Here is an 18,420-nt window from a genome sequence, read left to right as displayed (position 1 = left end):
GCATCCATTCAGCGGGCACTCATCTGGTCGCAGACTTGGTTAATCGGCACAACTCGTACAACGCGGTTTAGGTAGAAGCACGGCTGTAGCGGCGTATCCCCTAACTCAGTCGTTGCGATCAACTGGCGTACAGCCGTTTTAAAGTCACCTGAAAAGGTGGCACCAGCGGTCAGTGGTATATCTACAGGCACAGCCCAATGTTCAGGTTCAAATGTCCAGTTGGCTGTGTTGGTCCATGACTTAAGCGCGTCACGAATCGTTTTGTCCTTAGAGGACACAATCCAAGTCGCTATGGGCGGTGCGGCTGGTTTTGATGGTGCTGCAGCAGTGGCAGCAAAAGCTTTTGCACCACCTACTTGGACGAGCTTCGGTGTGCTCGCAGGAGCCATGACGGCTACACCCCCCAACACTTTTTCATTAGCGGGTGTTGTAGTGGATGAGCCGACGGCAAAGGAATTTGGCTTTGACTGACCGGTTGCAGTGCTAGCGATAGACGGAGCCGCTTTAACAGGCTCAGGTACAACGCGCATCAGACTGGCCGTCATGGCCATGCTTTTGCGGCCTTTAGTGATCATGATCGTGCGGTCATACCAGTCGATATGAAAATGTAGCTCGTAGCGATCCCCTACCTGCTTCAACACTTCTGGCCAGGTCCTTCCACCAGAAAAGCTAATCTGCTCGGGCAAGACTTTTCTGTCCAAATCCTTTGACTTATAAACTTGCCAGCCGCTTGGCAGAATCATGCTCATAGCGCTATCAAAGGGAATGCCGTCACCGAAACCGGGAACCATCCCAGGCTCGCCCGAACCACGCTGTGAAACAGGGGTGTATGCCAGATCTACAAGCAATTCGGCGTCTTTGTAACGGGCCTGCTTAGGCTCAGTACCGCCACTCGGTGCTACGAATGTCGCTTTGCCTTGCGCGTCATAAGGCTGGAATTTGCCCATCTGCCCGCGCTCGGTGCCAACAATGCTTGAGTCTTCAATAAAGAAAGCCCCGGAAGCTGTCGAAGAAAATGCGGCTGCCGCCATTAGTGCTATGGCGATATGACTGAGCTTCACAGTTGCGCTCCTTGTTCAACTTCAAATTCTTTGCGGGCTTTCATTACTGCTCCAACCTCTTGTTGAAATACGTCATTAGTGAGCACCCCGTTTGCGCCTCTTTGGCGAAACAGGCTGTGCTGCTCGATTGCATTGGGCGCTCACCCACTACGTGTTCATGTTGTTGTCACTCACCAGCCCATGGCGGCATCAGCTGACAGACTGGTGAGGTCGTTCAGGTTGGGTTGGCACACGAAAGTGAATAGGAGTGACAACAAGCCGCTACTGCCATAACGCCTGACCAAGTTGATTTCGGGTCAGACTCTCACGCCAGAAAGCCAGATATAATAATACTCTACAGAGTAAGTCAATGTGTCAAAAATTTCAGGCACCACCTCTTGCAAGCGTTCTGCAGGGCAATGGCACGGAAGGTGTGCCCCACGAAACGACAAGCTCTCACGTGCTCCGCTGGCGCACCGTACGCGTTTTAACAGGGGCTCATACGGGCTTTCGGACCAGTATCTACGAGGGTTGATCCATAAATGTGGCCTTGAAGCCCTAGACCGGCATGCTTTTCACCAGCATGGCTCGGAGCCAAAAGTTATTTGGAAATCGAAGAAAGCTACAAACGAAGCATCAACAACGGGTGCATTTTGTGTAACAGAATCGAATCAATCATCTTAGATATTTTCAGCGTCGTGTAAGATTACTATACGTAGTCAGTAGATCACCGAGTCCAGTCGGCCATGGGCTGCATCACAAGGTCAGTACCAAATGAGTATTTCTTCGCTTTCCCCATCTCAAAAATGCCTTGAGGCCCGCAGCCTCCTTTTTCGGGCAGAGTTTTTTCGCAAGCACTCTTCCTTGTTTAAGGACATCACACCGCTCGATTTAGATCGTTTGCAGTACGAGGCAGAGAACCTTGCTGGGGAGGCAGGTTTCGATGCTGCTCTTGTTGGATCAACAAGCCGGGTCCCGGATTGCATAGAGTCACTGCAGGTCCTCAGAAGCGCGTTCATTGCTGAGTTCACGCAAGTCAGAGACCACCTGACTTTTGAGGCTTTAAACGACAATTCTGATGCTGCTGCCAGGCTGAGCCCTTCAGCTCTGGCCAAAAAATGATGCGACTGATCGATCCCCTTGGCAGGGGATGAGCGGGAAAACCAAACAAGACTCACTGCCTAAGCCTCTTACCGCAGAACTGGCATCTACACTGGCCACCCTCCTCCGCTCATTACATACACCTTTGATCCAAGCTATTGCGGCCATGCAACCTGCTTTTCCGCCTAGTAAATGCATTGCAAATATAATGAACCATTACTACTATCATGAGGCGATAGCCCACCAGGGCAACACTTTGATTTATTACCCGCACACTGATGCGTCCAGCTTCCTAGAGGGCGCCACTACTGATTCATTTTGGGGAAGCTCATGCCTGTGATCAGGAGTGCGTGTTTGACCGTAGCCAGTAAATGGCTGCCACCAGCACCAATCGAGGTTCAAGGCCTGCTTCAGGCCATAGGCAAAAGGCTCGGGGTTGAACTCTCCGCTCAAGATGTCGCGGGGCTGCTCGGGCTTGGTCCTAATGGGGAAGACATGGTCGCCGACTGGAATGATGGACGAGCAAACATTCCCTATTCGTGCTGGGCCGTCCTGTGCGAGATGGCGGGGCTAGGTCTCATCTGGCGGGTGGGCGACAAGCCAACCATCTTCAATTTCAACTAAGGGATGTACAGCATGGACTGCACTTCAATAACCAGCACTGCCCCCAAGACCACCTGCAAGATCCTCGACTCTTCTGGACGTAACGCTGACCAGGTGCGTTTGGCTGCCAACCATCAAGAGCTTCGCTTATACATCGACACGAATTTCCAACCCGCTGACGCGATCAAACCGAGCACTATCTTCACGCCGGATTTCTACATCCGGGATTTAAGTAAGAACCTTGACGAGCGGATCAATCAGTTGGGCGTGCTAATTGGCTCAATTCAGAAAAGCCATGCAGCCTCATACGCTCTCTATGAGAAGTGCCGTACTGGCGCCCTGGACAGCATTAACGACCTCGATTTGATGTACTTCGGCGGCGCCGACCCTATTAAGGCAGTCCGCGCAGTGCTGGATATAAAGCGAAACCACATCGCTCACGAAAAAGCCGCGTTGATGCAACTCCCTGCCATTCTTGATGGACACATTCGCGAACGAGCGGCCGCTGGCCACCAGCTGATGATGTTCTGATGACACAGTAACGACCCAACCCTTCGAAGCCCTCAATGGGCGCACAGTCGCTCAGACCTCTTGGAGGCGCGGTGCTGGCCCGAGTGGGATGCCACACCGCTGGCGCAAAACTAAATATTACTCAAGCGAGTAATATTTATCCCTTAAATGGGATAATTTCATTGTGATATATACCTTAAAAGGATAATCTGCCCCTACCGAATTCAAAACTGGGGACAGGGAATGACCACGCGCAATTTCTCAGCTAAAAGCACCCGCATCTGCGGTCACACAGACATGACCAGCTTCACTTACGGCTCTACTGCGTCTCGCACATCTGAGCGTTTGTACTTCGCAAACACTCTGTGCATGGCATGCACGAAGACGCTCACTGAGCTTGCCGCGCCGGAAGCAAAGGGTTTCTTTGAGCTGGACCTGCCCAAGTTGGTTGGCGTGGGTAAAAGCCCCTCCTACGCAAACATATTCCGCATCAAGGCGCTGCGCAGCATAGGTCCAGTTATGGACAAGCTGAACAAGTCGGATGAGCCCTACGCGAAAGTGGCACTTGCGGTCTACGTAATGCTTTTCAAGATCACTGAGGCCTCATTCTGGATTGCAGGAAAGGATTCTGCGTATGAGCGTTCGTGGCTAACATTTGAGGTTGCTGCGCTCATGCGAAGAGGGCTGACGGCATCAGTTCGAACAGAAAGGTCCGCACTTGAATACTGGCTTTCCCGCGATCTGTCAGTGATCGACATTGCACGCCAATCGCTTGATGCGTTGGTGTTCCAGACCGAGCTATCAAGACCAAATCCCGCCCTGAGCTTGAAGTGTGGTGACGACAACAGCCTGCACAGCTAGATCGTATTTATCTCACTCAACGCTAGCTCTGTTCGCCAGACCGCACACCAGCTCAAGGAAAATGAACCATGATTCTCAAGAATGAACGCAGCAAGGATGAAGAGGATGTAGGTGTTCTGCTTCACGCCATTTTCAGTTACGCAAAAGCCAATTCTGAGCAGTTGGATCGCAGTCTTGATGAAGCGGGTTACGGCAAGCTGCTGGCGCTGGCAAATCAAGCGGCGAACGAGGTCGCATTGCTTCACTCCGATGAGGGTGACTTGTGGGATGGCGTCGTTTGGTACGAGCGAATGGCTGCTGTTGGCGATGAGAGTCTTGCTGCAGGGCTGTTTGCGAACGACGACCCGGATGTAACAGCCCTCGTGGTGAAGTGGCTTCTTTCGTTCTGCTGGATTGAATTTTCTCATGATGGACAGCGGTGGTCGTTCGATGCTGATCAGCTGGCTCGATGGGATGTGGATGATGAGACATTCCACTTCCATACGTTCCATGGGATTTCAGAACCCACCATGGAGTCGGTGCTCAATGTCATCAATCGTATGCAGGTAGGACGCTAGCCGAACAAGACCTCTCTGCGTAACCGAATCGGGGCGAAAGCCTACTTAATGAAGTGCGCATCTACAGGTACACTGCTAGCCCAGCCGTAATACGCTGGGCTTTCCCTATGTAAAGAGAAGAGACACGACTATGCCATCTAGCCAAGAAGCTCGCCCATCACCCGCAGACGATGACTGGAAAGCAGAGTTCGCTCCTGACTACGATGATAGGACGGCGAAAGGTGGAGATTGGGAGTTTAAGGACGAAGACGAAATTGTCCTTATTCAAATCCAGGAGCTTCATGACGACGCCTACGCGGAAACTTTCCGCGAAGAGCGTGAGCGCAAGGAAGCAAAAAACTCCGACTGAGGAAGTCCCGCCCAGTTGAACTGATAGTTCGTGGAAATACAGGAACACCCAAGAAGCCCGCCAAATGCGGGCTTTTTTTTTGTCGCAGCAATTTAATATTTGGCTGGGGAAGCTGTACCACTAGAAATTGATATTTGTACTACGCAACTGTACCACGCGTGTGTATCATCCCACACAAAGCCTGAGGGTGTTGAAGCGCTCGGCAAATGGAATTTTCCAATATTTTAGGGGCGCCTCAATGGTACTCAAGAAGACGCAAGACAAGTCGAAATTCGATTTCACGCACAAGCCAGTACCCGTCATCGTCGCGGCTAACTACAAAGGTGGCGTAGGTAAAACGACTACCAGCCGTGTGCTGGTTCAGGGCCTTGCAAGCTTTCCTGAGTACAACCAGGGCAAACCAATCCTCTACATCGACCTCGATCCTCAAGGGAACACAGGACGGCGCTGGAACCTTCTCGAAACAGTCACAGGGTCGCCTTTTACCACTCCTCGGCCTCATCCAGAATTGGTGAAACTCAAAGAGGAAGTTGTTCGCACATCGATTTGCGACCTGTGGTTAGACCTTCTTCATTTGGGCGACCCATTAGAGCCGCTGCCATACCCAAGTAACACAGGTGAGCTTCTAGAGGCGATGGGGGTAATTCCGAAGGATGTATGTCAGCCAGTGGGCAGTGATCTAATTCACATTGTGCCAAACGACGAGAACCAACTGGTTTACATGCAAAGCTTTCGTCCGAATACGCCAGCGGCTCTATCGGCTGCTGATACGCTTCGACGCTGGTTGCGATCTCCTGAGCTGGCAGAAAAATATAGCTTTGTGATCATCGATACTCCCCCAACACGGACGTCGATCATTGATATAGCAATTCACGCTGCAACTCACATTTACATCCCGTTTGTACCTGAACCACAGAGCACTGATGGTGTGTTCTCTATGATCAGCTACTTCCAGACCATGATCAGTGAGCGCCGAGAATCCGGGGATATTCCTCTCGAATTTCTTGGAATCCTGCCGAATCTATATGAAAAGCGCATTCTAATTCACAGACAGCAAATGGACCGAATCAAGTCTTCTGCGACGCTGGCGCCATACCTGCTCAATACGCCGCTCTCCGATAAGGTCACTTACCCGGAAACCGACAACTGGAAGAACGCGCCGGACCACGTTTTCGCCAACCCAAACAGCGTTAGCAGCTTTGAATCAACACGCTTTGTAAAGCTGGTTGCTAAAAAGGTCATGGAGACTCGCAACCAATGGGAGTGCTTTCCATGAGTAGTGCGCGCAAATCCATCGTGAAGGGTTCGGATGTTAGCAGTGGTGCTGATTTCGGTTTGCTGAAAGGCGATCAAGTTATTGGTGATGCATCCGCGCTACGTCCTGTTTCAAAACTCCTTGCTACTCAGATCCATCCGACACCATTAAATCCGCGCTACAAAGAGCTGTGTGACGCCTATGTCATTCAGCCCAAACGCGCCGATGGTAAAAAAAGGCAGTTTGGTTCGACCCATATCAACAAACTCGCTAAGCGCGGCATCGTCGAGTGGATCAACAAGGTCAAAGATGGTTGGCTCCAGACAGAAGCAGGCCAGGCTTGGCTATCTGAAGAGGTGCGGTCCGGGCACGAGTTCAACTTTGAAGACCCGACAGAAGAGCAGAAAGTTAGCCTGTGGCGTGCCCATTTCCGTCGTTGGCTTGACCGTGTCACGCGCATGCTTTTGCGAAACCCACCTGATGCTGCAACTGCAAAGCGCTGGGCTGCGATCACGGGCAATTCGACTGCAACTTTTGTGCGTGAGCCTCTCGATCCTGAAGCCCGTAAACGTGCACTGGCACTCATCACGGTATGGACGGAGCTATTTGCCTTAGCATCGAACGTCGAGAAAGACGGTTTGATTCAACCTGTAAAGGTCAGGCCTGCTCAGAATGGATTTCAGATCGTTGGTGGCGAACGCCGGTACTGGGCTTGCTGCTTGGCGAGCGTTGACCGCATCGATGTCACAGGGTCTGAGATCAGCGATCTGACAGCTATGAGTCAGACGATCCATGAAAACCTCGACCGCTCCAACATCTCACTTCAATCGCAGGTTCGTTCCATGCGAACCTACATTGGCGCTCTAGTTGGGGAACCATGCGGCCCGGACAACACCAAGATTAAGCTCTCTCTGTTCGAAGATGAGTTTTCTGGTCGATCACGTAGCTGGTCTCATCGCTGGCGGGTTATCTGCCTGCTTCCCGAAGGCTGCGAAGTGCTGAACGCGGTTTACTCAGGAGCGTACTCCAAAATCAATGAAATCGACGGGCATGCACGGGCTTTTCTCAAGTACCTGAAAGTAAACCCAGGCGCCCAGGTGCTCGATGCCGATTCGGAAGGATCTGACTTGCCGCCGACGGTAGGCAACGGCACCAAACCACCTGCACCTAAACCAGCCTCCCCCGCCAAGCAAAATCAACCCATCACGCGAGCAAAGGTGCGCCTTCCAGGCACAGAAGCGGGGAAACGCATTCTGGTCGCTTTGAAGACCACTGAAGGTCTAGATGAAGCGAGCCAAGCTGCAATTGAAACCGCATTGAAAGCATGGCCTGCAGCACCTGAGAATAAGCGTAAGAAATACCTTGAGGACGTGATCGAGCTGATGGCTAAGGGTCTCGACCACTTGGACGAAGAGGATGGAAACTGAAATGGTCCGTAATCCTGCTCCAAGCGCTAGACGGGCATCAATCCCAACCACCTCGTACCCTCTATGGCTACCTAACGACCAGGTCGAGATCATCATGGCTGCGCAGCATGCTTCGGGGAAGCTGTGGCCCGATTGGATCGCCGCTGCGCTGGCTCACTTCAAGCGAGAGCCAGCCGAGGAGATTGAAGCGCTTTTGGGTACATGGGTGCGCGGGCGCAAGGAAAAGACCAGAACCAATGTTAGAATCACGAAAGAGTCGCTTGATATTATAGATGCCATATGCGCGGATTCGAGCAATGGTACAAAACAGGCGTGCTTACAACATGCGTTGTTTATCCATGCTCTACGAACTCATAGCACTGTTAAATGAGTTTGGCAGTGCTCGTAACTATGCTATTGTTTAAATCGTAAGTTAAACCGTTAGACTCCCCCCAAGTAGTAATTCCTCTGCTTAAGAGGGTAAAATTTGAAGCCGACACGCCCTCCCGTGTCGCCCTTCACCCCGCCGTACAGGCGGCGTTGGTCGACCTCCTTTGCATAAAGGAGTGACTCTGACATACCTACTCTGCCGAATAGGCAGTTGCTGCATCTGTTCGCTGTACAAGCGCATTTCAATCGCATGCTGGCCTCCAGCATGCGATCTTTTGTTTTTAAATTTCAAACGTAACTTACTGATTTAAAACAATAGTTTGTAAATTTAATTTCATTTATGAAATCGAAAGGTGATCTGCTGAATAAGCAGTTTTTATCACTTTAGGATGATCTCTGTGGGATTCCGTTTATCACCCGCTGATGCTGTAGCCCGAGCCCTCATCACACAAGATGAGGCCGATAAAATAACCCGTGGCATGGTTGGGCGTCGAAGTCCTGAAAGCATCGCTCTGCTGACGCGTAATGCTTCGCCTCCCATCAAGAAGCAAACCAAACCTCCTGCAGCTGCACAGCTTGCGGCCTGCTTAAAGAAGGACAACGAAATACCGCAGCGGCGACTGTATGAGGCGTTGTGTGCGGCACTGCCAGGCATACCTGAGTGGGAACGCGAGGGATTGATACCAGGTCGTCTTTTTCAGCTGACGTGTACCTTCCGCAGTCGTACATAGTGGTCGAACTAGACGGATTTGGATTCCATCGCAGCAAAGAAGCCTTTCAATCGGATCGGAGGAGATCCAATCTGTTTACGCTGCACGGCTATAGGATGATCCACGCCTATACCAAGCAGGTCATGGACGATGGATTACTTGCAGAACTCGTTTCGTTGATCGTCCAGGCGCACAACACGCCACTGGTAACAGCCCGATTGCCGATTGAAGAGCAAATAAAAACGCCAGCTCAATGAGCTGGCGTTTTACCACTTATACAGTGGACGGTGCTAATGCTACGCCCTTCTCGACTTCAGAACGGCGATTTAGCAGGAGCGCTTGTTCAGCGAAAGTAAACGACCGCATATGCTGCGGGAATCTGAGGTGTGATCCTTCACCTACTCAGAGACAGATGTACTTCTATGGAAGGCGCAACACCCGCGAGGACGTAACAACTCACCTGAAAACAAGGACGGCATGATAGCAGCAGGCCTCTAAGTGGCAAACTGCTATCTACCCTCGTTTGCCTCAAAAGCGCGGAATAGGCACTCCAAGGCCGTAAGCGGATGGCTCGCAATCAACAAAATCCAAGTGATTTGGTCGAGCGCGGCAAATATCCATAGGAAAACGCAGCTCTGTACTGAGCGACATGAGCATGAGGGTGTGCGCCTCAACGAATTTTGGCTCATATTCTTTTGGCTGCTCTCCGCGAGCAAGTGCCCGCCGTTTGAGCCGTTGTACATGTGAATTTGAGCGCATGCGGCACGGGGCTCGGTCCCGCTTGAATATCCAGGTTACTTTTGCATGCTCAGGAACATCGAGAACTGGTCCAAGCAGCATTGGCTTTTTGCCGTATTTCCCTCTCAAAATCTTGGCGACATGCGCCTCAACAATCTTCTTCACCTGCAGCAACTCATCCTCGGTACCAAACACCCGCATGGTCGTGCCGAAGTAATTGGCTGCTGATGCCCATTTAGGCCAATCAACTACAAGCTTTGCACCTTGGCTGTTTAGGGTGTGGACGGCCAAAACTACTTTCGCGTAGGAACTTCGAGAGGTCGCCCCATCGAGGCTTTGAATTTCAAAGTACTTCTTCAAATTCATGGATGAGGGCTCGTTTACTAGGTCTTTGAGAGATGGCACCCGGAGAATTCACAGGCGACCACTTTGTGAGATCAATTCTAACCCCACATTTACAATGTGCGGTAGCATTATACGTTGTTTTTTAAAGCGTATGAGCTGACCAGCTCGACTCAAAAACGATGGTAAAGCCCCTCCAACCGCACTGAAGAGACGCACATGACTTGGTTCAAGAAAGTAATCGCTTACCGCATCACTGGTGACATTGACCTCAGCACCGAGAGACTCCAAGCAGCCCTATCCGAAAAGCTGGCGCGAGCACCAGGGGACGACGAATTGTCCACCTACGGGTTTTCCAGTCCCCTGCCACGGGTAGAGGGAGTTCAGTCGAAGATTCTGGCTCACCCTGTTGGCACAGGGATTCTGATTTGCGCCGAGAAATGGCTGCGCAAAATTTCTTCGAAGTCGGTCAACGACGCCGTCGACAAGCAAGTCCGTGAGATCGAGACCAACCAGGAGCGCAAGGTATATGGCAAGGAACGCAGCCAACTGAAGGAACTGGTGATTGCGGGCATGCTTCCCCGTTTGATTCCCGAGTGCAAACACACAACTGCACTGATCATCCCAGAACAAAACCTGATCCTCGTGGACACCAGCGCTCCAAACGTCGCAGAAGACCTCCTAAGCACGCTGCGCCAAGTGCTGGGGAGTTTGCCAGTTCGACCTATGCGTACCCTCCAGAGCCCTGCAGAGGGCATGACAGCATGGCTTAAGGACGGCGAGGCACCTGAAGGATTCACAATTCTCGACAGCGCAGATCTCGCAGGCCTCAAAGATGGCAAAAAGGTTGGCAAGGTGCGACTTACCGATATGGACCTCACGTCTGAAGAAGTGCAGCTTCATCTCTCAACAGGTCGCAGAGCTTCGAAGCTGGCTCTCGCGTGGAATGGCAAGCTGACTTTCAAGCTGACCGATCGACTGATCATTGAAGGCGTCAAGTTTGATGATTTGCTTCAAGAAAACGCGGCACAAGCAGCTGGCGAAGGTGATGCACTGCAGTACTTCGATGCCAGCATGACCATCATGACGGACGCCTTAGGGAAGCTGACCACAGCGCTTACAGGTGCATTTGGTGGGGAAGACCTACCTCAAGCCCTTTAAATCATCGATCAAAGCATTGTGAGTAGTAACCAATGACGCCCCATCTCAACGCAAACGAAAAAATCGTTTGGCAGTGCACCCCTTCTCAATGGAATAACGCCGGAACATTCCTACTGTGCGGACTCTTTTTCTGGACGGTGATACCCCTGCTCGTGGCTTTCTGGTCTTGGCTTGTAGTGCGAAATACGCGCTTTGTCATAACCAGTGAGCGCCTGTTCAGTTACAGGGGGGTTCTGAACATGCACGTTGATGAGCTTGAGCTTTACCGCATCAAGGATTTGTCACAGTCCAAAAGCGTTCTCATGCGGATGGTAGGGCTCGGGTCTGTGACCGTAATTACCTCGGACAAAACGAATCCATCGTTGTGTATGCAAGCAATCGAGAGCCCCGACAAGGTCCAGGCCTTGCTCCGCGAGCATACCGAGCTGCGACGGATCAAACGTGGTGTCCGCGAGCTTGATTACTGATGCTCTGCCAATACCCCAAAACCTTTCAGTCCTTGCAATAGGTTAGAGACATGACAACGACCAATAAAATCACCACCCAGGTATACGGGTTGCCACTGGATGACGTCGCTCGCAGAAAATTTCTTGATGGCGTTAAGGCGCTGGCAGATGAATGCAATGCGATTTGGGTGAGTGGTTCCGTGCACGACGAAATGGATTATGCCGACCTACTAGCAGAAAAACTGACCGAGCACGTTGGTGATATGGCGGTTGAAGGGATTCGACAAGACTTTGAACGCCTCTCTCGGCAACCCAATAAGCCCAAGGCAACATCGCGGCTTGCTGCGCAATAAACTGCTAACGGCTGGGCCTGCTATATGCGGGCCTTAGCCCATTCGACAGAGAGATGTTTCAGGTGCACACGATGACTGCGTATCTGATTTTTTTGCTCAGCAAATTAGCAGATGAACTCTCTTGATTGTATACTCCTAGGGGTATACATTGCGCCTTCAGCTCATGCATAGGTTCCGTAAATGAAAAGCTCTCTTGAACGCCTGAAAACGCTACTCGCTTGGATCGATTCCGTACCACGAGATGCAGTTCTGCCCGCTATGCCGGGTTTTGATCGTGATGATGTAAATGCGTTGATCGAGCAGAACGAATTAGCGGATGCATCGGCTGTAGCTCAGGCCATCGAAATGGCCAGTGAATGGATTGAGTGTGTCCCACAAATTGTGAAACTCCAACTTCCTGAAGCGCCAGCACAAACTGAGGAAAAAGCGTGAGCTACTCCAAACTCCAGCAGCAATACATCGACAATGCCCGACGGGCCAATCACAGGGCACTTGAAGTTTCGCGACTTGGCTACGACGGACTCGCCGCTGACTCACGAGTCTTCCGTGATTTTTGGATTCGCCTTGCTCGCATCAAATAATCACACGCGCCATACCTCAAGCCCAGCCCTCGCTGGGCCGAGTACGTAGAGGACATCCACTTCCTTGTCTGCTAAATCGAAGGAGTGAAGCATGGCAACAACCAAACAAGACAAGCTGCCTCCCCTGCAACGCCTTTGTAAGGCTGACTTCATCTCGATCCGATCTCTTAGCCGTGGCCAATGGATTCAGGGCCAGCAAATTGAATGGCGGTTCAACCGTCAGTGGCGCTTTGTGAATTTTGACCAAGCCCCGGCGCTTTGCGCAGCTGATCGACTGATGGCTCTGGGGTTGGTTGAACAAAGCGTTTGCTGTACGGGGTGTAACAGGGAGGTCTTTCAGTTGACCGAATCGGGTCGAGTGTTTGCACGGCGCATTGATGGGCTTGAGGTTCCAGGTTGTGTTGTTAAGGCTCAACAAGTTGAGGCAACGGTGCCAAAACTGGGAGATTGGTTTTTCCGCCATCTTCCGAAGGTTTGGGGGCGCTGGTGGTCAGCCAGGTTGTTAGCCACATCAACTTGCGCCGTTTGGCTGCACTCTGAAAATCCCGAGTTCACAAACTGGCAGCGCCATAAACGTAATGCCCTGTGTCTGGCTCTCTTCCTTGTGCCAGTCAGGTTACCGATTGCAATCCATGCAGAGACAAAATCTGTGCACTTCAGGGGATGACAATGCACACCATCAAAGCTAGCGTGCTGTGTCGCAAGAATAGGTACGAAGTCACACTCGACAGAGACTCCAACCAGTTGCTGGGTGATCCGCTTATGTTTACGGGTCACACTGAGGCCGTAGCGCTCGATGCACTGCAGTCTTACGTAGCGGATCAAGGCTTGGCCACTGAGATTGTGGTAGTCAAGCGGCAAGGTTTAGAGCACTCAGCTCAGGAGGGTGCCTACTTGGCATATCGGTCAAAAGGCGGCGACATGCCCCTCAGTATTTATCTCGAAGGGTAGGCTCAATCCGGTACCGCCGCCCCTCACCCTCTTATCAGAAGCTTTGCATTCAGCGTTCAGCGTTCAAGGTTTTAAATTTCTGGTCAGCACTTCCTACTATTGGAGCTGGCCTTATCCCGTAACGATCTTTGAGGTTAAACATGCGACCCGTTCTCACAATAATTGCTGAATCCCTAGCGCAGTGGGATAAATCACACGTCAGTGAACCGGCACTCACTGCTGTTCGCGAACTGGCTGCTGAGGGACGCTTCGAAGAAATCACGGTTGTTCTCCAAGCCCTCGTTAAGGCATTTGGACCGTCACAGCTTCACTACACTATCCAGCGTCTGCCAGGTGTGGTTTTCGAATACGTCTCCCAAAACACTGAGGCTTCCGGTCAAGCTGCTGTGGAACATTGGAGCAAGTTCGGAGCTGCAGATCTCATCAGAGATGCGGCACTCCGTGAGGGTCAGCTTGCAGTCGCAGTGCAACAGATCATCAACGACCTCAATTCGAGTCAGGCGCTGGCGCTGGGTAGATAGTGAATGTCATGTGACATTGAAGAAGCTGGGATTTGATTGAGTCAGCTTGGCATTCGAAGTACACGGGAAAATGCTCATGGACAAAGTAGCTTTGGAATACCTCGCCCAACGCTTGGAAGCCGTTGCGATGGGACGCTTTTGCGAAGCTGCGACATTGGTGCGTCAGGTGATCGCATCCACCTCACAAGCACTTCAGCATCCCGATGCTGAGCACGCGCTATACCATGCTGTGTGGGGCCAAGTCTCAAAGGCGCTTGACCATGAGGATTACGCCCTCGTGAACGAACAAGCCGTATATGCCTTAGAGTCTGAGATGGCTGGCCGAACTCTAAATCACCGGCTGCAGCGTGGCTGGGTGTGTCGCTCGGAAACGGGCCCAACGGAATTCAGAAGCATCGAAGAGTTCATGTAGGTGATTGCACCAGGTTACTAAGCCCTGCCTTAAAACGTGGGGCAAAGCCCGTAGGAGGACGCGATTTTCGCCTCGTCCAAAATCGAGAATTGATCGTTATGAATATCGCTAAAGCCAAAGAGAATGCACTCACTGCAGTCCGCTCTGAAATCACTATGCTTACCGAACAAACTAAACACAGTGAACGGTCAGCCTTTCACAACCGTGCTTTGGGTTGCTTGTCGGGCATTGGATCTACAGGCCTGTTCACTACTGAAGAAATTTTGGCCCTTCATCAAGAAATCGGCGTTGCGCATACACAAGCCTCCCGTCAATGTCAGGCAGCCACTCTCTAGGCAGAATCTGGTATCCAGGTTGCGCACTTGGTTGCGGCACATCAAGGGACGACATCGCTGGTAAAAGATACAAAAAAACCCGTCAAGCGCGGGTTTTTTTGTGGGTACCATTTGCGGCAAGCCAAAGCATGCTTTGCAACGGCTAAAGGCTGGGCATCATCCGGCCCGGTTGCACCGGACGAAGGGGAAGAGCTGAGCTACTGAAGCCCCCCCCGCGTAGGCCACGCCTTTCAACTGGCCGTGCTGGCGCGTTTAGTAGGGGGCGTAAAGAACGGTGAGGTTGGGTCATCCAGTCTGCCAAGGTCTATTTTGTTGTGGCCGCGAATTAGCTCTGCAGCTTCGAGCGATAGCCCCCAGTGGGAAGGATCGCACGGGCTACCGCAGTAGTCCGAGAATGGATCAGGGCCTTGCTCGCAAAGATCGATCTCGGCATTGCTGAAATAGATAAGCACTTCAGGCGTCCCAAACGTTGCATTCTGGTCATAGTCACCAATTGGCAGAGCTTCCCACTTAAACGTTGGATGGAGCTGCTCCAGCGTGCTGATCAGATCTAGGGTCGCTTGTGGGGTTTCAGTGCTCATATTTTCTAATCCTTTTAAAGTTCGCTGGCGCCAGGAGAGGCGTCTCGGTTATGCCTTCCCCGCACCGCTCACCATGCCGGTTGGGGCTCCGCAATGGTGAAGTCCGGAAGGGACACATTACCCGCAAGAGTAATATTTAGCCACTTAAATATTACTCGCTCGGGTAATATAAAAGGAGGCGCACCCTTGCGTGTATATCTCTAGGGATATACAATAGTCTCACTTCATTGAGCTGGCAAGGACACTAGAAATGACCACAAATTCGCCCCAAGACGTTGCTTTGGATTCCCTTCAGCACTTGAGTAATGACATCGCGTTGCTGGCCTCAGGTGATTGGGTGCCAGATGATGATAGCTGTGAAGCGTGCCTCGATATGGTGGAAGAGGTTCGCGTGTATGTACGACGTACGCACGAAATCCTTAGTGCCGCGAGAGAGCTGATCTTAGATGTTGAGCAAGGTTCTTGCCCGAAAGCCGCATCGAAGCAGCTTAAAGAGCTGATGGTGAATTTGGGCGTGTGGGAAGACTTCAACCCTGAGGGCGAATAACCCTATACCTGATTCGCCCATCATCACGATGAGTGAAGCGGGCCCTAGAGGGAGCGGGTAAGTCTGCAAAGACAAGTAGTTCAGCGCCCTCCCGCAGTTCACGAATTAAGAGAGTAATGCCATGTACAAGATCCATCACGCTAACGGCACCATCGCTTCAGCAGGTACTCCCAAGGCAGCGGTACTGGAAGCGGCCAAATCGATCTGTATCAGCGAGGCCAGAGCGCAGGAGATGACCGAAGCGCTTGAAGCTGGCGCCAAAAACCAAATCGCAATTTATGGATTCGCAAGAACCGACATCACAAAAAACTGAGCCACGCGCCCCCTTCACTGGGGGCAAGCCAGTACAAAATATTGAGGACTTTGACATGTCATACAAATCGATTCTCGCGGACTACAGAAAGCTGCTAGCCGACCGCCCAGGTGAAGCGCTTGAAATTGGCGATGGATGTTTTGCAGTGTTGGTTGATGACCACCTGTATGGGGTTCACAAGAATTTAGACGGCACCGTGACTTTGGATAACGGGTTCGACTTTGACAGCAGCGCTTGGGACTCAGAGTGCGAGTGCTGGGATGGTGATGTAAGCGGCTCTCAAACCAGCAATGCAATTGCAAATCCACGCTATGTTGAAATTACAAAATCCTAAGTCACTCTTGGCCCCCCGCACCACGGCCCAGCTATCTGGGCCAGCAACTCAGCAACAACATCCGCCCCACCCTACTCCTCTACCCGCTTTGAAAACCAACGCAATCAAATCGGCTGCGCCGGTTAGGAGCGGGTAATGCCGCACAGCACACCTTTTGAGATAGCCCTCTCCAGCCTGCCTGCGGGGCTTGTTCAGAGCTTTCAATATTACTCCCACGGGTAATATTTTATTGCGCACGATGACTCACAACCGTAATATCGATTGGGAAGCTGTCGGGGGGAATAAAACCTGAAGCCTTCAGGCCTCGCCAAAGGGCCATTTTTAATAAAACAGAGGCAAGTGACCCCTTTACAGCGATAGCGCGCCTAAACGATACGCAAGGGCTTAGAGAGTCTTCAACTCAACGAGGAAGGATCGTAAGTAATGACAAGTGAATTTTCGGGCTTGGTTCAAGGCCGTGTCGACCAAGAGCATTTTGATTTGCTAGTGCGATTCGCTCGAATCCGTAGCGAGACACTGATTGCGGCTCTGCAAAGTCACTTTGTAGAAGGCATGTTTCAGTGTGATGTTATTGCACGCTACCAGGTCAATCAGAGTCAACTTTCACGGAAAGTAGGTGAGATCCACGAGGTAAGCGCGCAGCTACGCGCAGCCGCCAAATATTACTCGTAGGAGTAATATTTATCTTGCCTTAGTATTACTCAAATGAGTAATATAGCCCCATCGAAACCAGATCTTTTGGAGCACAGGGCAATGATGGAACTTCAACTTTTGGCACGGATTCTCGTTGCCTCTGGCATCCCAGCTACGGCATCAGCCGCCGATGTTCGCATTACCTCTCAGCTAACCCTCGCCGTTGAAAGCGATGGGGGCTACGTAGTCGCGGAGCAGACTGGCAAACCGAGCTTTGATTGCCAGTGGACTCCTGAACTTAGCGCTGTGGTTGATCAACTGCGCGACAAAATCGCGGAGTTTGCACCAGCTCATACTAAGGTTCGTCTGGAAGGTTCTACCTTTCAGCCCGACTTTCAGCAAATGGATCATGCAGAGATTGCTGCGTGGCGCTTAGAAGTAATCGGTTATGACTGGATCTGCGATGAACCAGATATTGAGTTAGAGGCTTTCCAAAACAATGCGCAGTCGTACTGGAATGGAGCCTTGGCCGATATGCGGGAAATGAAAGCTGACAGGCCTAAAGGCAACTTTGAAGGGTGGGGGTGGATCATTGAGTAAGCCAACACTAGCTCAACAAGATCTGATTTTTCAAAACACCCATAGCGATTACAAATGGGTGTACCAAGATGGGACACGCGCCATTCTCGTCTGTCGTGGCGCCACTAGTCTTGTAGCGCTGCATGACCTGACCCCTGATGAAGTAACGCAACGCTTAGCCTCGTACAAGCGCAAGTAATCGATAGGCCAAAACCTGCTACCACCCGCCGACCGGGGCTCATCAAAGCCCCGCCACCGATCATTCACACTAGGTCGAATAGCAATGAAGATGTGTGCTGAAAAGCCCTGCCCCACCTGCCCATGGCGCAGGTCGTCAACGGTCGGCGGCGCCGACATCGATGGGTTCAGCATTGAAGATATGCGCCGCCTTGCGAACACTGTCCCGCCTAAGGGCAGTGATGAAGTCGGTCTAAGAACGATCATGGCTTGCCACCACAGCAAGATTGGTGCCGAGTACGGGTGCGCTGGTTACATCGCACAACACGGCTGGTCGAATCTAAACGTCCGCTTGCTGGCGCGACTGGAGGACACAGACCTCTCAGTAGTCGTCGACAATTGCGCCAGCATCGATCTCTATCCCGATTTTCACGAGATGCTGGCCGACTATGAAGCTGCGCAGCCATCTGCAGTGAGATCGTCAGGTCGCAGCACACCACCAATAGCCGATGACGAGTAGCACCCCATGAACATCGGCGGCCGCGAAAACTGAGTGCAACACCTGACCTTTCCGGTACGGTGCTGCCCCTATGTCCTATTCCGAACTCAGCGTTGAAGAGCGCGCGATCATTCA

26 protein-coding genes are annotated in these 18,420 nt (G+C 51.7%); 23 read left to right on the top strand and 3 right to left on the bottom strand.

Annotation, left to right across the window (positions count from 1 at the left end):
* Nucleotides 1-8: 8 nt before the first annotated feature.
* A complete protein-coding gene (locus tag ACZRMS_RS11600) occupies nucleotides 9-1,061 on the bottom strand; it encodes a toxin co-regulated pilus biosynthesis Q family protein (RefSeq protein ID WP_463995460.1) in 1,053 nt (350 codons plus the stop codon).
* Nucleotides 1,062-1,814: 753 nt separating this feature from the next.
* On the opposite strand from ACZRMS_RS11600, the gene ACZRMS_RS11595 reads away from it, so the two are divergent.
* The 10 genes from ACZRMS_RS11595 (at nucleotide 1,815) to ACZRMS_RS11550 (ending at nucleotide 9,039) form a co-directional block, all read left to right on the top strand.
* A complete protein-coding gene (locus ACZRMS_RS11595; protein ID WP_169872980.1) occupies nucleotides 1,815-2,162 on the top strand; it encodes a hypothetical protein in 348 nt (115 codons plus the stop codon).
* Between the two features lie 333 nt (nucleotides 2,163-2,495).
* The gene (locus ACZRMS_RS11590) at nucleotides 2,496-2,765 is read left to right on the top strand and encodes a hypothetical protein (RefSeq protein WP_463995459.1); all 270 of its coding nucleotides are present in this window, start codon (nucleotides 2,496-2,498) and stop codon (nucleotides 2,763-2,765) included.
* 12 nt (nucleotides 2,766-2,777) lie between these two features.
* Entirely contained in the window at nucleotides 2,778-3,275 is a 498-nt protein-coding gene (locus tag ACZRMS_RS11585; protein ID WP_463995458.1) for a hypothetical protein, read from the top strand.
* Nucleotides 3,276-3,497: 222 nt separating this feature from the next.
* Complete coding sequence (locus tag ACZRMS_RS11580; RefSeq protein ID WP_463995457.1) at nucleotides 3,498-4,115, top strand: hypothetical protein; 618 nt, start codon at nucleotides 3,498-3,500, stop codon at nucleotides 4,113-4,115.
* A 68-nt stretch (nucleotides 4,116-4,183) separates the two neighbouring features.
* Entirely contained in the window at nucleotides 4,184-4,672 is a 489-nt protein-coding gene (locus tag ACZRMS_RS11575) for a hypothetical protein (RefSeq protein ID WP_463995456.1), read from the top strand.
* Nucleotides 4,673-4,802: 130 nt separating this feature from the next.
* A complete protein-coding gene (locus tag ACZRMS_RS11570) occupies nucleotides 4,803-5,021 on the top strand; it encodes a hypothetical protein (RefSeq protein WP_463995455.1) in 219 nt (72 codons plus the stop codon).
* Between the two features lie 238 nt (nucleotides 5,022-5,259).
* Complete coding sequence (locus ACZRMS_RS11565; protein WP_169872986.1) at nucleotides 5,260-6,297, top strand: ParA family protein; 1,038 nt, start codon at nucleotides 5,260-5,262, stop codon at nucleotides 6,295-6,297.
* Nucleotides 6,294-7,703 carry a ParB/RepB/Spo0J family partition protein gene (locus tag ACZRMS_RS11560; protein WP_463995454.1) on the top strand — a complete coding sequence of 470 codons (1,410 nt, stop codon included), beginning with the start codon at nucleotides 6,294-6,296 and terminating at the stop codon, nucleotides 7,701-7,703. Before ACZRMS_RS11565 ends, ACZRMS_RS11560 begins: the two co-directional genes overlap by 4 nt.
* Before the next feature lie 94 nt (nucleotides 7,704-7,797).
* Entirely contained in the window at nucleotides 7,798-8,073 is a 276-nt protein-coding gene (locus tag ACZRMS_RS11555; RefSeq protein WP_463995453.1) for a hypothetical protein, read from the top strand.
* 729 nt (nucleotides 8,074-8,802) lie between these two features.
* Complete coding sequence (locus tag ACZRMS_RS11550; protein ID WP_463995452.1) at nucleotides 8,803-9,039, top strand: hypothetical protein; 237 nt, start codon at nucleotides 8,803-8,805, stop codon at nucleotides 9,037-9,039.
* Nucleotides 9,040-9,310: 271 nt separating this feature from the next.
* Here ACZRMS_RS11550 and ACZRMS_RS11545 read toward each other — a convergent pair whose 3' ends face one another.
* The gene (locus tag ACZRMS_RS11545) at nucleotides 9,311-9,886 is read right to left on the bottom strand and encodes a type I-F CRISPR-associated endoribonuclease Cas6/Csy4 (protein WP_463995451.1); all 576 of its coding nucleotides are present in this window, start codon (nucleotides 9,884-9,886) and stop codon (nucleotides 9,311-9,313) included.
* Between the two features lie 195 nt (nucleotides 9,887-10,081).
* Between ACZRMS_RS11545 and ACZRMS_RS11540 the strand changes: the two genes are divergently transcribed.
* From ACZRMS_RS11540 to ACZRMS_RS11510, 7 genes are all read left to right on the top strand, one after another.
* The gene (locus ACZRMS_RS11540) at nucleotides 10,082-11,023 is read left to right on the top strand and encodes a recombination-associated protein RdgC (protein ID WP_463995450.1); all 942 of its coding nucleotides are present in this window, start codon (nucleotides 10,082-10,084) and stop codon (nucleotides 11,021-11,023) included.
* Between the two features lie 32 nt (nucleotides 11,024-11,055).
* Nucleotides 11,056-11,490 (top strand): PH domain-containing protein, encoded by a 435-nt coding sequence (locus tag ACZRMS_RS11535; protein WP_463995449.1) that lies wholly within the window; start codon nucleotides 11,056-11,058, stop codon nucleotides 11,488-11,490.
* A gap of 50 nt (nucleotides 11,491-11,540) precedes the next feature.
* A complete protein-coding gene (locus ACZRMS_RS11530) occupies nucleotides 11,541-11,822 on the top strand; it encodes a hypothetical protein (RefSeq protein WP_326427785.1) in 282 nt (93 codons plus the stop codon).
* 180 nt (nucleotides 11,823-12,002) lie between these two features.
* Nucleotides 12,003-12,254, top strand: coding sequence for a hypothetical protein (locus tag ACZRMS_RS11525; RefSeq protein WP_169872891.1), 252 nt, complete (start codon nucleotides 12,003-12,005; stop codon nucleotides 12,252-12,254).
* 240 nt (nucleotides 12,255-12,494) lie between these two features.
* Entirely contained in the window at nucleotides 12,495-13,070 is a 576-nt protein-coding gene (locus tag ACZRMS_RS11520; RefSeq protein WP_169872993.1) for a hypothetical protein, read from the top strand.
* 424 nt (nucleotides 13,071-13,494) lie between these two features.
* On the top strand, nucleotides 13,495-13,875 hold the full coding sequence (locus ACZRMS_RS11515; protein WP_169872994.1) for a hypothetical protein: 381 nt from the start codon (nucleotides 13,495-13,497) through the stop codon (nucleotides 13,873-13,875).
* 76 nt (nucleotides 13,876-13,951) lie between these two features.
* Nucleotides 13,952-14,287, top strand: a complete 336-nt coding sequence (locus ACZRMS_RS11510; RefSeq protein WP_463993427.1) for a hypothetical protein — start codon at nucleotides 13,952-13,954, stop codon at nucleotides 14,285-14,287.
* 565 nt (nucleotides 14,288-14,852) lie between these two features.
* Here ACZRMS_RS11510 and ACZRMS_RS11505 read toward each other — a convergent pair.
* Nucleotides 14,853-15,203, bottom strand: coding sequence for a hypothetical protein (locus ACZRMS_RS11505; RefSeq protein WP_326427789.1), 351 nt, complete (start codon nucleotides 15,201-15,203; stop codon nucleotides 14,853-14,855).
* A 250-nt stretch (nucleotides 15,204-15,453) separates the two neighbouring features.
* Here ACZRMS_RS11505 and ACZRMS_RS11500 point away from each other — a divergent pair, with 250 nt between their 5' ends.
* From ACZRMS_RS11500 to ACZRMS_RS11475, 6 genes are all read left to right on the top strand, one after another.
* Nucleotides 15,454-15,750, top strand: coding sequence for a hypothetical protein (locus ACZRMS_RS11500; protein ID WP_463995448.1), 297 nt, complete (start codon nucleotides 15,454-15,456; stop codon nucleotides 15,748-15,750).
* 121 nt (nucleotides 15,751-15,871) lie between these two features.
* On the top strand, nucleotides 15,872-16,063 hold the full coding sequence (locus tag ACZRMS_RS11495; RefSeq protein WP_326427806.1) for a hypothetical protein: 192 nt from the start codon (nucleotides 15,872-15,874) through the stop codon (nucleotides 16,061-16,063).
* Nucleotides 16,064-16,118: 55 nt separating this feature from the next.
* On the top strand, nucleotides 16,119-16,397 hold the full coding sequence (locus ACZRMS_RS11490; RefSeq protein WP_463995447.1) for a hypothetical protein: 279 nt from the start codon (nucleotides 16,119-16,121) through the stop codon (nucleotides 16,395-16,397).
* A gap of 423 nt (nucleotides 16,398-16,820) precedes the next feature.
* On the top strand, nucleotides 16,821-17,069 hold the full coding sequence (locus tag ACZRMS_RS11485) for a PapB/FocB family fimbrial expression transcriptional regulator (RefSeq protein ID WP_463993432.1): 249 nt from the start codon (nucleotides 16,821-16,823) through the stop codon (nucleotides 17,067-17,069).
* An 81-nt stretch (nucleotides 17,070-17,150) separates the two neighbouring features.
* Entirely contained in the window at nucleotides 17,151-17,630 is a 480-nt protein-coding gene (locus ACZRMS_RS11480; RefSeq protein ID WP_169873002.1) for a hypothetical protein, read from the top strand.
* Between the two features lie 262 nt (nucleotides 17,631-17,892).
* Entirely contained in the window at nucleotides 17,893-18,306 is a 414-nt protein-coding gene (locus ACZRMS_RS11475) for a DUF6283 family protein (protein WP_463995446.1), read from the top strand.
* The last annotated feature ends 114 nt before the right edge of the window (nucleotides 18,307-18,420 follow it).

The organism is Pseudomonas sp. B424, from assembly GCF_055408345.1.
Note: the sequence above shows the minus strand (reverse complement) of the source record. Positions and strands in the feature narration are given on the sequence as shown.

Coding starts and splice junctions, on each gene's coding strand:
- ACZRMS_RS11595 (WP_169872980.1), top strand. CDS start 1,815: ATGAGTATTTCTTCGCTTTCCCCATCTCAAAAATGCCTTGAGGCCCGC.
- ACZRMS_RS11585 (WP_463995458.1), top strand. CDS start 2,778: ATGGACTGCACTTCAATAACCAGCACTGCCCCCAAGACCACCTGCAAG.
- ACZRMS_RS11580 (WP_463995457.1), top strand. CDS start 3,498: ATGACCACGCGCAATTTCTCAGCTAAAAGCACCCGCATCTGCGGTCAC.
- ACZRMS_RS11575 (WP_463995456.1), top strand. CDS start 4,184: ATGATTCTCAAGAATGAACGCAGCAAGGATGAAGAGGATGTAGGTGTT.
- ACZRMS_RS11570 (WP_463995455.1), top strand. CDS start 4,803: ATGCCATCTAGCCAAGAAGCTCGCCCATCACCCGCAGACGATGACTGG.
- ACZRMS_RS11565 (WP_169872986.1), top strand. CDS start 5,260: ATGGTACTCAAGAAGACGCAAGACAAGTCGAAATTCGATTTCACGCAC.
- ACZRMS_RS11560 (WP_463995454.1), top strand. CDS start 6,294: ATGAGTAGTGCGCGCAAATCCATCGTGAAGGGTTCGGATGTTAGCAGT.
- ACZRMS_RS11555 (WP_463995453.1), top strand. CDS start 7,798: ATGGCTGCGCAGCATGCTTCGGGGAAGCTGTGGCCCGATTGGATCGCC.
- ACZRMS_RS11545 (WP_463995451.1), bottom strand. CDS start 9,886: ATGAATTTGAAGAAGTACTTTGAAATTCAAAGCCTCGATGGGGCGACC.
- ACZRMS_RS11540 (WP_463995450.1), top strand. CDS start 10,082: ATGACTTGGTTCAAGAAAGTAATCGCTTACCGCATCACTGGTGACATT.
- ACZRMS_RS11535 (WP_463995449.1), top strand. CDS start 11,056: ATGACGCCCCATCTCAACGCAAACGAAAAAATCGTTTGGCAGTGCACC.
- ACZRMS_RS11530 (WP_326427785.1), top strand. CDS start 11,541: ATGACAACGACCAATAAAATCACCACCCAGGTATACGGGTTGCCACTG.
- ACZRMS_RS11525 (WP_169872891.1), top strand. CDS start 12,003: ATGAAAAGCTCTCTTGAACGCCTGAAAACGCTACTCGCTTGGATCGAT.
- ACZRMS_RS11520 (WP_169872993.1), top strand. CDS start 12,495: ATGGCAACAACCAAACAAGACAAGCTGCCTCCCCTGCAACGCCTTTGT.
- ACZRMS_RS11515 (WP_169872994.1), top strand. CDS start 13,495: ATGCGACCCGTTCTCACAATAATTGCTGAATCCCTAGCGCAGTGGGAT.
- ACZRMS_RS11510 (WP_463993427.1), top strand. CDS start 13,952: ATGGACAAAGTAGCTTTGGAATACCTCGCCCAACGCTTGGAAGCCGTT.
- ACZRMS_RS11505 (WP_326427789.1), bottom strand. CDS start 15,203: ATGAGCACTGAAACCCCACAAGCGACCCTAGATCTGATCAGCACGCTG.
- ACZRMS_RS11500 (WP_463995448.1), top strand. CDS start 15,454: ATGACCACAAATTCGCCCCAAGACGTTGCTTTGGATTCCCTTCAGCAC.
- ACZRMS_RS11495 (WP_326427806.1), top strand. CDS start 15,872: ATGTACAAGATCCATCACGCTAACGGCACCATCGCTTCAGCAGGTACT.
- ACZRMS_RS11490 (WP_463995447.1), top strand. CDS start 16,119: ATGTCATACAAATCGATTCTCGCGGACTACAGAAAGCTGCTAGCCGAC.
- ACZRMS_RS11485 (WP_463993432.1), top strand. CDS start 16,821: ATGACAAGTGAATTTTCGGGCTTGGTTCAAGGCCGTGTCGACCAAGAG.
- ACZRMS_RS11480 (WP_169873002.1), top strand. CDS start 17,151: ATGATGGAACTTCAACTTTTGGCACGGATTCTCGTTGCCTCTGGCATC.
- ACZRMS_RS11475 (WP_463995446.1), top strand. CDS start 17,893: ATGAAGATGTGTGCTGAAAAGCCCTGCCCCACCTGCCCATGGCGCAGG.